This window comes from Citrobacter sp. Ce119 (assembly GCF_030334525.1).
GTDB classification, from domain to species: Bacteria; Pseudomonadota; Gammaproteobacteria; order Enterobacterales; family Enterobacteriaceae; genus Citrobacter; species Citrobacter europaeus.
Map to the genome: position 1 here is coordinate 65,795 of NZ_JAOWDR010000037.1, position 13,122 is coordinate 78,916.

Here is a 13,122-nt window from a genome sequence, read left to right on the forward strand (position 1 = left end):
ATGTCAGGATGGTAACGTTAACATTTTGCAGGTACACTTGATTTTGGCGCGATAATCGATGTTAATCACAAAAGTTAACGTTAACATTATTATGTTAGGATCAAGCTCACATTTTTTATCGTCGCTTGCAATTCTTCATGGTTCGATGCCTAGAATAGGTATTTGTCTTTGTTCACAACCCGTTAATAGATGGATTGGGTACAAAATCTGGATTGGGTAGTTAGTATTTTTACGGAAGACTATGGCATCTCTAAAAGATGTGGCCAGACTGGCCAATGTATCGCTAATGACCGTATCTCGGGTGCTGAACGATCCGAAACGTGTGAAGCCAGAAACCCTGTCCAGGGTACAGGAGGCTATATTACAGCTCAATTATGTACCGGACCTCTCTGCCCGCCAGGTTCGTCGTGTCGGTTCCAGGAATAAAACGATTGGCGTGCTCGCGTTGGATACTGTCACAACCCCTTTTTCAGTGGACATTACGTTGTCTATCGAGGAAACCGCACGCGCGTACGGCTGGAATAGCTTCGTGGTTAACATGTTTGCTGATGACAATCCTGACGATATTGTTGATCTACTACTCGCACACCGACCCGGAGGGATCATTTTCACCACGATGGGATTACGTGAGGTGAACGTTCCTTCCAGGCTGCTGAAGCATCCTTGCGTACTGGCCAACTGTGAGAATAAAGGAGAACCAGTTGCCAGCTATATTCCCAATGATGAACAAGGGCAGTATACGGCAGTAAAGGCGCTATTATCAGCGGGGTACTGTCGCCCTCTTTGCTTGCATTTACCGGTCAACCATTTAGCAACACGACGCCGCCGTCGGGGGCTTGATCGTGCCTGCCGTGAAGCCAATATTAATCCTGACACGCTCAATCACTGCTATATGCAATATGGAGATGAACACTATCGTGATATTCCGGACATTTTGCTGAGATATATAGTTCAGGGCATCCCACAATTTGATTCGGTAATTTGTGGTAATGACCGTATCGCATTTATGGTATATCAGACCCTGTTAACACAGGGGATCCGCATCCCACAGGACATTGCCGTTCTGGGATACGATAACCTCGTCGGGATTGGAAATTTATTCTTACCGCCGCTATCCACAGTCCAGTTACCACATTATGAGATTGGTCGGTTAAGTACGTTGCACATTATCAATGGCGACAGCCACCGGGAGAAAATTCTGGTCGACAGCCCCTGGCTACAACGAGAATCATTTTGAACATGCCGACAGGTTCCCCCATTTACGTCATTATGACGGGATAACCATCAGGTACTGCTGGCGCAGGCTATGATTATGACCTGAAACTCATCTTTATGTTCCTCTTTCCTGATATCGGGCCGTTGCCATAGCGATTGAGTTGAATTCGAGTCTTGATTTCACCAGTGCTCAAAAATCGTTCCCCCCCTAAGTCCTCTCGCCATCAATTGTATGTTTATTAATCAGAATAAAACTACTTGGGCAACCGCAGGCCAGGCGTAATGAAGAAGGTGTGCCGTGAGGAACGTTCAACGGCAACCACTCCGTTGGCCTGTGCATCAGCTGCCCCTTTGATTGACAACCTACCAGAGCTGGTAACGGCACGTTGGTGGCGCTGAAAGCGCATTCCGTCTAGCATACTAAGCAGTTGTACCTACTCGCACTAAGCCTGGGCAACAAAGATGAAGGCGCGCCGGGGCATGGGCCCGCAGTATGGTCAGGGCTACTACAGTAGTACCTAAGTATGTGATCCGGATGGCAATAAGCTCGCGTCTATCTATTATGCGGCAGTACCCGGACGGATGCATTACTCAGCAGTTCTGTCTACGGGGATACTTAACGAGATCACTATTTCAGCCCAGGTGATCCCTTATAAAAAGTTGCTGCTCTACGACTGCACGCAAGACATGTTCAAAAAACTTAGAACCAAACAGCGGATTAAATCCTTCCCCTAAGATGAAAAGACATGAATACGACACGAGGGGTGAAACGTGGTAATCGTTACATGACAAAGGTAACGATACTCACAGTTGTAAGATGAACGTTGTCGGTCAAAAGACGAGTAAGTTATGTGAATTGCATAGAACTGAGATGCCTGCGGGCTCTATTTTCAGAAGGCAGTTTACCTTTATTAGGGTAATCCCATATATGGCAAAGAGCAGGCGTTTCACTAATAATCTGGTACTGCGCAATCGTTGTCATTGAACAGCCCAGAGCCGACAACATTACATAACAAATTCTGTCTGTGGCGGATCACAAAGGCAACAACCTGCACAGGGAAAAGTTCAACGTTAATGATCTCCCCATCCTAAATCAAGCAACTCCAATGAACACAGATATAGGTACTTACACAACTTACAGTCGAAATAAATTATTTCACTTTTGATATTACATTTTGTATCACGGTGAAAATTGTACATACATTTAAATATTGAAATTCCGAATTAGAGTATTGACATCAAGTTATGATTTAATTGATTGATTTAACTGATTAAATTCACACCAGGACTTAATTTATTTTTGTAGTTAATTTCGAAATTAATAATGTAATGTGAATGTGGTCACAACATAGCACATATTGCATGCTATAAGGTCTACCTGCAGTATTAAGTCTCGACTTCTAATCTATGGCAGGGGAATATTTCTTACCCAGGAACTTTATGTTTCTGGATATGAATGAATTGCTTTTCCTGTCATGCATTCTATCGTCTTGAGACAAGGCAAATCATTTTTCTGAGCATTACGCATTATTACAAGACTATGGTGTCAATTGGGAGTCGTTAGAGAAATCAGTGATTTTTTGATGGAGCATCAATTATGTGGAAATTATTTGAACCACCTAGGCACAAAGAAAAAATCCCCGATAAGAAAATTGATGGCGAATATAAACAAATGCGCTTTCAACTGTTTATTGGTATCTTTCTTGGTTATGCTGGTTATTACTTCGTACGCAATAATTTTGCATTGGCTGAGCCACATCTTATTCAGCAGGGATTTTCGCATGCCGATGTGGGAATTGCGCTATCTGCGGTAGGGATAGCATACGGACTGTCGAAATTTTTTATGGGCAACATTTCTGACCGGGCCAATGCCAGAATATTCCTTCCTTTCGGGTTGCTGTTGTCCGGGCTTGTCATGTTATTTATGGGATTTGTCCCTTGGGCCATGTCAAGCGTGACAGTTATGTTTATTTTGCTGTTTATTAATGGCTGGCTGCAGGGAATGGGATGGCCGCCCTGTGGACGAGTTATGGTTCACTGGTGGACGAAGAAGGAGCGAGGACGAATTGTCGCTGTGTGGAACTGTGCACATAATGTTGGTGGTGCCGTACCTTCTCTGCTATTTATTTTAGGTATGTGGTGGTTAAAAGATTGGCGATCTGCTATTTACCTTCCCGCATTTGCGGCCATTGTATTGTCAATTATTGCTTTCACACTGGTACGTGATACCCCGCAGTCCTGTGGATTGCCTTCGGTAGAGGAATGGAAAAACGAATACCCTGAAGATTACGATGCTAAAAGAGATGAGGAAGAGTTCAGTGCCAGGGAGATTTTCGTCACTTATGTTCTGAAAAATAAAGCATTATGGTTGATTGCACTGGCAAATATTTTCGTTTATCTGATGCGGTATGGAATACTAAACTGGTCACCCGCCTACTTACAGGAAGTTAAACATTTTACGGTAACGCAATCATCTCTGGCCTATGCATACTTTGAATATGCAGGCATCCCGGGCACTATAATTTGTGGTTGGGTATCAGATAAAATCTTTAAAACAAATAGGGGAGCTGCTGGAGTAGTATTTATGATTTTAGTACTTATCTGTACTATTATTTACTGGCTTAATCCTCCAGGCCATTATGGAATAGATGTTGCGTGTATTACAGCAGAAGGTTTTTTAATTTATGGGCCTGTAATGTTGATTGGTTTACATGCGTTAGAACTTGTTCCTAAGAAAGCTGCAGGTACCGCGGCAGGGTTTACAGGCCTGTTCGGTTATTTAGGGGGTTCTACTGCTGCAAACGCTATAGTTGGTATAATGGTTGACCATTTTGGTTGGAATGGCGGTTTTTTAACAATGATAATAGGTTGTATCATTGCAATCATTTTACTTGCGTGGACCATGCTGATTGAGAAAAGGCATCATTTAGAAATTCAAAAAAAAGAAGCCGAATTATTGGCACCAAAAGGCATTTAACAATATATAAGGCATAATATTTATGAAAAAGGAAATTTTAAGCATTTTAATGATGGCATTGTTACCTAAAATGCTATTGGCACAAGAGGTTACTACTAAAGATGATATCGCATTTAATAAGACAAAAATCGGTCATAATATTTTAGTTATAGGACATCGTGGTTATCCTGGTATAATGCCAGAAGAGACACGACCTTCTTATGAGTCAGCAGCAACAAACGGTGCTGATTACCTTGAACTTGATTTGCACATGACAAAGGATTGTCAATTAATTGCACGTCATAATCCCTGGATGAAGGATAATACAAATATTGAGGAAGTTGCTAAAACTAATCCAGAGGTTGCTAAAAGGAAAAGAACCACTCCAGGACGTTATGTAGACATAAAATGGCAGCGTGAAGTTAAAGATCATGGTCCGGATAAATACTTGACTGATTTAGTTGATCCTAACGATTATAAATCACGCTTAAAAGCGTTAATTGTAGACGGTGAAGATCATACTAATGATTGGGCTGTTAGTGACTTTACGCTTAAAGAATTAAAAGATTGGATAGGTGGTACATCATTTGATGCTGCTACTGATAGACCATCTTCTTTAAATGGTAAATTCCCAATTTTAACTTTCCAGGAAGTTATTGATATAGCCAAGGAAGAAACAAAGCGTACAGGACGTACAATTGGTATTTACCCTGAATCAAAAAACCCGATCTGGAATAATGGTCAGGCTATCGCAAATGGATGCGGGACATTAGGTTCACATCCATTCGAAGATTCTATCTTGAAAGTCATTGAAAAAAACAACTTAAACTCAAAAGAATCTCCAATTATAGTACAAAGTTTTGATCCACAAAGCCTAAAATATTTAAGGTCTAAAGGGCTAAAGACCAGGGTTATTCAGTTAATGGATGGAAATAATGTAGATTATTACACAGGGAAAGTTATTTATAATACAAATAACTATCTTACGTTTGTCTCTGGTCGTCCATACAGCTGGACTATTGAAGGAAACCCTGATTATTTTGGAAGTATGTTTACACCCGCAGGATTAAAAGAAATTGCTACATATGCTGATATGATTGGGCCATGGAAAATGGAAGTCATGACATTTCTCAACACAAAAAAAACAGGTAATCGCAATGATATAAAGTTAGTGAACTCAGTTAAGCCTAATGAAGTAATTGCTAATGCACATAGATTAGGATTATTAGTACATTCATTTACTTTCAGGAATGAAAAACAGTATTTGGCAGGTATTTACCATAACCAACCTATTAATGAACTTCTTGACTTTTATGAGGCTGGTATCGATGGGGTGTTTACTGATTATACTGGGACAGCTATAGATGCGCGTGGTATATTTGAGGGAGCGATAAAACCCTTGTCCTCAACGGAGGATTCAAACTTAACTAAATTATGATAATTGATAATTAAATTTGGTAACCCCCGGCTTTGTCGGGGGAATCCTGGAAATTAAACTCATTGAGAAATGGGACTGGCAGGCTGACTAAACACCAATGAACGTGAGCATTCGAAAGATGCCAGAGCGGGAAAAAACTACGAGCTGCGCAGCAGTATCAATATTCTGCGTCTGGCTTGCGCGTATTTTAAGAAGGTGGCGTTGGGTCGTCTGTGTAACATCATGAAAATTGAGAGCAATTGTCTACAGCGATGACATGTTCTCAACGTTATTTTCAACAATGCGGTCCTGTCATATTATTTCATAATCATTTTTTTGAGTGAAGCGGCTACCTGTTCTGCAGTTTGGCCCTCGACATCAACTTTCTGCGTTTCCAATAAGTTACACGACTTTAGCCGAGAAAGTGCTCGCGGTATAATATCGATTTTACGAACACCACAAGATATATCTTTATTTAATCTCTTCAGCAGCTCCGTTTCAGAACAAGTAAGAGTATAAATATGTATATTGCATGATTCTTTATCTATCTTGCTACAAATATCATTTAACAGTAGCTTGTCGTGCAGTACCCAACAAAAAACGACGAACTGATAGGCGGAACAACCAATAAAATTATTAAGTAATGTTGTTATGTTTTTTTTAACCAACTCAATCGTTTCATCATTGACTATAAAGGGGTGGCTATCCCAACACCAGTCACCATCTAAAAAAACATTAGAGGGTAAGATTTCACATAAAGCTCTTGAAACTGTCGTCTTACCAACCCCCATCGCACCATTGATAATAATAACCTTTTTCATTTTCTCCTCTTTTAAAATTGGTTATTAAGTATAATTATTCACAATCGAAATTTCCTCCGATTTGCACTCAAAGTCAATTTTAGCGCTCATAAACTATTACCATAACCTAAACCAGTGCACTTATCGAGAATAGAAAGAACGACCTCCAAATACAAACCAGCATTATCTGCGAGCTTATAGGCCTATCTCAGGGTTTAACAACGTCTACCTGTCACGCATTAACCTTCATTGGGGGTATCTCCCTAAACCGAACACAGAATGCCCCCACTTATGCCCCCAACGGTGACTTGATTCCGGTGAGTCCAGTTGATAACAGGAGATAAGACACGGGCCAGAAACCGCAGTATACGGACTTTACGTTGATTTCGGTAAACCAGGGAGAAATGTGAAATGGTGCCGATAATAGGAGTCGAACCTACGACCTTCGCATTACGAATGCGCTGCTCTACCAACTGAGCTATATCGGCCCTGAAAAGGACATGTCCACGAATGTGAGCACGGGGTAGAAGGTTAAAACTAACCGGGCGATGCGTCAATGGCCTTGTGAATCAAACGCCTAATTTTGCATCATCCGGTTTCAATAACGCACGAATCGTGTCGTGACAGGAATGCTTGTACCCGGTCGGGTAAGACTATAGCCAGCGGCGAACCTGCCGCTCAAAGCGATCCCATTCCAGCCCGAAGTGTTTTCGCAATTGTTCCTCTTCAAAATCAATATGCAATTTGGCAACCGCCAGCATAAACAGCGGTACAGCCACTACGCCAGCCGGGCTGCCGACGAACAGAGCAAAGGCAAGCTGGAGCCCGCTCATACCAAGGTAGATCGGGTTGCGACTCCAGGCGTAACATCCGCCGGTAACCAGCGTGGTCGATTTATTTGCATGAAGCGGGTTCAGGGTCGTACGTTTCATCCGCATCTGCCATGCGGTATGCAGTATCATCCACAAACTGACGCTGGCCAGTAATGCGCTTATCACGATATTTACCGCGCCAAATGTGAAACGTGGGCTCGCCGTCAACGCATCGGCAACGAGGAAAAGTACTAAGATGAATGGCGGCGGAAACCAGACTCTTAATTTTTGCAGGAAATGACGCATGGCTATGGACTAACCTCGGAAGCGGTTTGATTAACGCTGATACCGCTATACATACCCTGTAAAAGACACATAAACAAACGATGCTTCATTCACAACAGGCTTTCGCCTTCACCAGACAGGCAGGATCTGTAGTACCAACCTCTGCAAAAATACCGGCATCAGAGGCATCCGCCCCTGATGTTCCCGACAGGTTTACGCTGAAAAAGTTGAATCCGACGCTGATTCAAACAGCCCTACAGACTGCTTGTAAAAACGCATAAAATCATCAAACATCACTGGCGGTAAAAATTGATAGCCCTGCAGGTAATCCACATTATTTTTCCCCAACCATTGCTGCTGATAGCCGTATTCAACGCCTTCCGCCACCATGCGTAATCCCAGGAGCCCGGAAAGATGAATGATTGACTCGAGCATAGGGATATGTTGCTCAGCTTCTTTAATAGCCTTGATGAACGTTTTATCAATTTTGATAACATCCAGATCTAACTCATTGAGATAGCAGAGGTTAGCGTATCCAGTCCCAAAATCATCTAAAGCAAACAGAACCCCTCGGTTTCGCAACGATCGTATCAGCTCTTTGATGGCTGGAGTGATAGTGAGAGTCTGATTTTCGGTTATTTCAATCATTAATTTTATCGGTAGCCTTTGCGTTATCTCCATAAAATTAAGGCATTCCCAATAAAAAACGGGATTACTTAAACCTGATGGACTGACATTAAAGGAGACGAATAGCGTTTTATTTATACCCTCGCTTCCGTCGACCAGATTACGCGCAACGGTGGTCATTAAATAGCTCGTTAACTCATTCATTAAGCCACTTTTTTCAGCCAGAGGTATAAACTCACGCTGAGAAATCGCATAATTATGGCCCTGTGGCCATCGAGCTAAAACCTCAACACCACAGACATCCCCACTGATATTTACGATGGGCTGAAAATAAGGAATGATTTCTTCATTCCTTATTGCCATACTCAGTCGGCCAGAATCTGAGACATCATATGCATCGCCGTAAATTACATTCTCACCAGAATGATTGTTTGTCGGGTAACCTTCATGCAATAAATTATTCCTGGTTAAAAAAATGATGGTTTCATTAAAATGAGAAAATCCCAGTCGAGCGGTTATCCTTTCCCGATATCGATACACTGACTTAGTTGTTAGTGAGTTAGCAATACAAAAATCGTGCAATTTTTCTTTTGTGAATGATGCATACAACATTTCCTCTTCAAATTCAGTCAAATGAAAAGTAAACATCGTCGAACCTTTAGTGACCTCCACAACCTCATTGGGTGCCATTAAATTGGCTCTGAGCTGAGAAATCAATTGATCAGATAATTCTCTTCCATTAATGAATGCATACTCCTCATATCCTCGATTAACAGAACGAGTTTCATTCATCCGAAGAACAATACAGTTTATGTTGATAAACTGCGTGCTATTTCTCTGAAACCATTTTCTGACCAGTAGCAATGGTAACCGGTTATCGATCACCAGCAAACAGGACGGGTATCGTGGAATAACTGACTGGGTACCAGAAATAAATGATCGCGCATCAACCAGTACCAGATTAGGCAGCCACGCTTTTATTCCCGAGAAAAGAAAAATATCATAACTGAGCAGAAAAACCTTTTTCGTATTCATAGTTACCACCAACTTAAATTTATGGCATAGCAGGTCCCTCGTTATATACACGAGAGAATATACAACACCTTCAGTCTCCAGCAATTATAAGGCGGTTCGTGAATTAACTTTATCCATAAGTCATATCACGTAGTTTCAGAGTTTATAATCACAATTATCCATATGCGTATTCCCATTAAATGGTAAATCCATTTTAAATATCGAAAAAGGAAAATTCCTAATTTTCACCAGTACAAATCCTTTTACTCATTTTCACCACAAGACAAAACAAAAGACCACAAATACTATTAACAGCAAAACATACAACTACCAAAATCAAAATACTAACATATTACCTCGATTCATGCTGCCCGACAAACCATGAGCGTACGTCGCAGATCTCTTATCGCATAGACATTCCCGGCGATACGGATGACCTTATAATAGAAAATATCCTGTTGAGACATAAGCAGTTCGGTAATTTCATCGGGAACATTATCGTTTTTATTTTTGACAATAGCCAAGCGACGAGTCTGCACATATCCGTCGCGGTCTTTGCCAATAAAATTCAGGACAACATTACGATCTACGGCATAGTGCTTACCCTGAATATTAAGGCTCCCTACCTGGGATACCCGCCCTTCGGTAGCAGATGAAATACGAAAAACCAACAGAACTTCACCTTCAATTTTTACGCCCTGAGTTTGCGCCTGCAGATGAAGGTAATTCTTGGCAGAGCAGGTCAGCGTCTCAGGTTCTTGATGGCGATAAAAAAAGTATGCTGTTATCACAGCAAGAAAGATCGCCCCGCTAATAAATATAATTTTCGCATTCACGGGCAGCCCCTCCTTTATCCAGCGTACAGATCCCCAAAAAATTCTCTTTAAGATCATTACCTGCCGATAAATTATTGTCATCATAAAAAACTATTGTTTTCTTGCCATCATGACAGGTCGCGTTTAATTTTCTCCACATATCAGAAGATAAAAACGCTTTCGTTTTATAAGCATTATTGTCATCGGCTGTATAAAGTTCACAATCACCTATTGCCCTAATATAGATAAAATTCGTGGTACCTGAGTTAAGAGTTGGCAATATCAAAACCGCGCTCCCAAGAAAGGCAAACAATAAAATAAATAGAAGAATGTTTTTGCGTTTCGGTGCTGCGGGTGAGTTCACCGTTTCTGTTACCGAACGAACAGGTACATCTCCACTGAAAGATGACTGTTCATCATTGACCGAAGCATGGAACAAAAATCCCTGCCGGGGCAACGTTTCAATGGGATTTTCTGCCCCCAACTCACTAAATGCTTTTCGCAATATACTGATACTTTTATTAAGGCTATGACCCGATGGGGCCATACCATGCTTTTTCCATACTTCTTCAATGATAAACTCACGGTGGAGTTGTTGATTTTTATGGGCAATGAATAGCTCAAGTAATCTCGCTGTAGATGCCGAAAGGATTATTGTAGTTTCGCGATGTTTCAGGCTTTTTCTGGTGGAATCGTACTCAACCTGATCATTAATTATACTTTTCATACTACCTGACTCTTAAATACCGTGACATGGAGTACAAATGACCAAAGTTTCATCTGTGCCGAGCTGATTACTGCATTGTATAAAGATAGTTACAGTATAGGTTCGATATCTAACCATGACATATCGGATCAGACTCAATGCTTACTATTGATTGAGTTTGAAGCACCCCTGGCCTACTGGGATGTATTTCTGCAACGCTACGATAAACTTTCGGTTTTTTGTTTTCAGCTCACTACTACGCCAGGTTTCACCCGGCAACACATAACGCATGGTGGCTTCATCATCGGTTGAGTTGCACCCCTGGTGTACGATGATTTTAAAAAAAGTATTCCCGGTGTTTTTCAGTGTTCCGTTAGCCTCATCAATGGTGTAAGCCAGATTTATGTTTCTCGGGCGAACAACCAATATGGTGTCCATAGCGATCACCGGGAGAGCCTGCCCGCCTTTCCCTTGATTACGTTCGGTAAACAGCGTGATCGGCATTTCGCGAAACAGAATTCGGTAATAGCGTTCTTTATCATCCTGCGGCCCACGGTAGAAAATCTTAAAAAACTCACTCGCCTGCGGAGCCAGTGAAAAATTCAGCGGAGTAAACAGAAGTTCGCCTTCAGCAATAGCACTTCTGTTTTCACCTCCCGGTCCCGGCTTATCAATTTTTACTGCGCCGATACTGTATAAATTCTGTTTCTGACTATCGTTATAGATTCGTTTACTGATAAATGATTTATCCGATGGCATCTCATAAATGGTCGACTCCAGGTAGACTGCCTGTGTAGAGAATGCTGTCAGACCGGAAAGTAGAATAAATACCCATCTAAGCGCCAGACGGCGGCGGTTCATGGCGTCACTCCCACCCAATTCGCCGTGACTTTTATCTCTCCACTGGCGCTGACGACACCTTCCCAGTCAGCGCCGGAAACGGTTAACATCGAACGTGAATCATTCATTGGGAAAAGCAACTTCAAATCAGTAGCATAATAGCTTCCATCGTCATTGTTATTTGCGTCCCAGGGCGTCTGTTGCCACTGCGCATCTCTCATACTGACTGCCGCTTCACTGCAGCTATTTCGTTTTTGCACCACGCCCCCCGACTGACTGTTGTACTGCAGAAAAGCGGGAATTGGGACGGACAGCCCGCCTTGCGCAGACGTAAACAGACAATAAGGGACGCTGTTTATCGTCGTACTTTCCCCAATAACTTGCGCGGTAATACTGTCGGCCTGACGGGGGCCTGAGACGGTTACGGTGTAATCCATTTCTATAGGAGCGGCATTGCCAATCGTGCCACTACCGCTCGCAGAAGCTGTGTTGTCCGAAGAGACGATACTGATCCCATACTCCTTCGGCACAATATTGAGCTGTAGCGAAGGGGTAAACTGGTAGTGTCCTGACTCTGGTGTTAAGCCATTATAAAAGCCGAAGGTAAACGGCTGACTGTTAGTAATGCTGATCCCTGAATCAACAAGCTTCTTCAAAAATGCTTTTGACAGAAAAATATAAATGTATTCTCCAGAGGTGGTAAAAACGTTGTAATAAGCCGTTGAAGTACCATAGTTATACCAGTTTGAACCATTCCCGGAGTATCTCACGGTGGCCGCTCCAGGCGTAAAACCAAGCATCGCCGTGTCGACAAAAGCGCGAAACGTCAAGGAGCCGGTCAGATTGGCCGTTTGTTGCAAGTTATAACTCACCATTTTGCAAATCACACCGTCAGTACCGCCCACCACGCCAAGTTCGCAATAACCAGAGTCTTTGGTGATGCTCGGCGTACCATCGCTGGCAACCCAAAGCTCCTGAAATGCGTTAGTCGAGACAAGTGACAGATGACCGCGTTTAGTTAACGTGTAATTGACGTAATTCCATGATCCTGTCGATTGGTCTTTGCACCGTTGCCCGGAAGAATAATCATAATTTACAGAAGTATAACAGCGGTTGAACACATAGGTTTCGCTGCTACCGGTAGGCACATTGCGGAAGTACTCATAAGCAGTATCGGTCAGGGAAGCGAATCCGTAGGCGCCACCAATAACGCCTGCGACAGAGCCGACCTGCGCATGATAAAAACCGTTTTTGTCAGTGCCCAATCCGGCAATAAACCCGGTTGATGGGCACTGGGTGCCACTATAACAACGGATTCCCCGGAAAGGCCCGTTAATCGGGGAGTTATCAATCCACATGTCCTGATAATAATTTCCAGGCGCAGTCCAGCCGACAAAACCTAAATACCCGAGACTCACCTGAGAGGTACCGTATTTTATCCACGTGTTTGACCCGCTGAAACGCGGATCAAGTGCCGATGGGGTAATAAAGTATTCACTATCAATGGCATTTTCGATAAACAAATAGTTATTACTGACTGAGCCGGAAGAGATTGCATTCAACGCCAAAGCAGGTACAGGTGAAAAACTCCCTACGGCACAGATTACAGTAGCTAATTTAATTAATACTTTCATT

At 42.4% G+C, this 13,122-nt stretch carries 10 protein-coding genes, 1 tRNA gene and 1 pseudogene; 4 read left to right on the forward strand and 8 right to left on the reverse strand.

Annotated features, from left to right (window positions below; genetic code table 11):
* The first annotated feature begins 241 nt into the window (after window positions 1-241).
* The 4 genes and pseudogenes from OGV80_RS03070 to OGV80_RS03085 all read left to right on the forward strand — a co-directional run bounded on the left by OGV80_RS03070 (window position 242) and on the right by OGV80_RS03085 (window position 5,609).
* Window positions 242-1,237, forward strand: coding sequence for a LacI family DNA-binding transcriptional regulator (locus OGV80_RS03070; RefSeq protein WP_043015302.1), 996 nt, complete (start codon window positions 242-244; stop codon window positions 1,235-1,237).
* A 232-nt stretch (window positions 1,238-1,469) separates the two neighbouring features.
* A pseudogene (locus OGV80_RS03075) lies at window positions 1,470-1,737 on the forward strand (VOC family protein); the annotation flags it as partial.
* A 1,075-nt stretch (window positions 1,738-2,812) separates the two neighbouring features.
* Window positions 2,813-4,192 (forward strand): glycerol-3-phosphate transporter, encoded by a 1,380-nt coding sequence (glpT, locus tag OGV80_RS03080; RefSeq protein WP_286513651.1) that lies wholly within the window; start codon window positions 2,813-2,815, stop codon window positions 4,190-4,192.
* Window positions 4,193-4,214: 22 nt separating this feature from the next.
* Window positions 4,215-5,609, forward strand: a complete 1,395-nt coding sequence (locus tag OGV80_RS03085; protein ID WP_286513653.1) for a glycerophosphodiester phosphodiesterase family protein — start codon at window positions 4,215-4,217, stop codon at window positions 5,607-5,609.
* Between the two features lie 296 nt (window positions 5,610-5,905).
* On the opposite strand, the gene OGV80_RS03090 is transcribed toward OGV80_RS03085, so the two are convergent.
* From OGV80_RS03090 to OGV80_RS03125, 8 genes are all read right to left on the reverse strand, one after another.
* Complete coding sequence (locus OGV80_RS03090; protein WP_043015299.1) at window positions 5,906-6,409, reverse strand: ATP-binding protein; 504 nt, start codon at window positions 6,407-6,409, stop codon at window positions 5,906-5,908.
* A gap of 391 nt (window positions 6,410-6,800) precedes the next feature.
* A tRNA-Thr gene (locus OGV80_RS03095) sits at window positions 6,801-6,876 on the reverse strand.
* 165 nt (window positions 6,877-7,041) lie between these two features.
* Window positions 7,042-7,506, reverse strand: coding sequence for a methyltransferase family protein (locus tag OGV80_RS03100; RefSeq protein WP_043015298.1), 465 nt, complete (start codon window positions 7,504-7,506; stop codon window positions 7,042-7,044).
* Between the two features lie 192 nt (window positions 7,507-7,698).
* Entirely contained in the window at window positions 7,699-9,147 is a 1,449-nt protein-coding gene (locus OGV80_RS03105; RefSeq protein ID WP_043015297.1) for an EAL domain-containing protein, read from the reverse strand.
* Between the two features lie 341 nt (window positions 9,148-9,488).
* Complete coding sequence (locus OGV80_RS03110; RefSeq protein WP_047413239.1) at window positions 9,489-9,962, reverse strand: FidL-like protein; 474 nt, start codon at window positions 9,960-9,962, stop codon at window positions 9,489-9,491.
* Complete coding sequence (locus OGV80_RS03115; protein ID WP_286513656.1) at window positions 9,937-10,668, reverse strand: winged helix-turn-helix domain-containing protein; 732 nt, start codon at window positions 10,666-10,668, stop codon at window positions 9,937-9,939. The genes OGV80_RS03110 and OGV80_RS03115 overlap by 26 nt, the downstream gene beginning before the upstream one ends.
* Before the next feature lie 144 nt (window positions 10,669-10,812).
* Window positions 10,813-11,508, reverse strand: a complete 696-nt coding sequence (locus tag OGV80_RS03120; RefSeq protein ID WP_043015294.1) for a fimbrial biogenesis chaperone — start codon at window positions 11,506-11,508, stop codon at window positions 10,813-10,815.
* Entirely contained in the window at window positions 11,505-13,121 is a 1,617-nt protein-coding gene (locus OGV80_RS03125) for a fimbrial adhesin EcpD family protein (protein ID WP_043015293.1), read from the reverse strand. The genes OGV80_RS03120 and OGV80_RS03125 overlap by 4 nt, the downstream gene beginning before the upstream one ends.
* Between the last annotated feature and the right edge of the window lies 1 nt (window position 13,122).

Coding starts and splice junctions, on each gene's coding strand:
- OGV80_RS03070 (WP_043015302.1), top strand. CDS start 242: ATGGCATCTCTAAAAGATGTGGCCAGACTGGCCAATGTATCGCTAATG.
- glpT (WP_286513651.1), top strand. CDS start 2,813: ATGTGGAAATTATTTGAACCACCTAGGCACAAAGAAAAAATCCCCGAT.
- OGV80_RS03085 (WP_286513653.1), top strand. CDS start 4,215: ATGAAAAAGGAAATTTTAAGCATTTTAATGATGGCATTGTTACCTAAA.
- OGV80_RS03090 (WP_043015299.1), bottom strand. CDS start 6,409: ATGAAAAAGGTTATTATTATCAATGGTGCGATGGGGGTTGGTAAGACG.
- OGV80_RS03100 (WP_043015298.1), bottom strand. CDS start 7,506: ATGCGTCATTTCCTGCAAAAATTAAGAGTCTGGTTTCCGCCGCCATTC.
- OGV80_RS03105 (WP_043015297.1), bottom strand. CDS start 9,147: ATGAATACGAAAAAGGTTTTTCTGCTCAGTTATGATATTTTTCTTTTC.
- OGV80_RS03115 (WP_286513656.1), bottom strand. CDS start 10,668: ATGAAAAGTATAATTAATGATCAGGTTGAGTACGATTCCACCAGAAAA.
- OGV80_RS03120 (WP_043015294.1), bottom strand. CDS start 11,508: ATGAACCGCCGCCGTCTGGCGCTTAGATGGGTATTTATTCTACTTTCC.
- OGV80_RS03125 (WP_043015293.1), bottom strand. CDS start 13,121: ATGAAAGTATTAATTAAATTAGCTACTGTAATCTGTGCCGTAGGGAGT.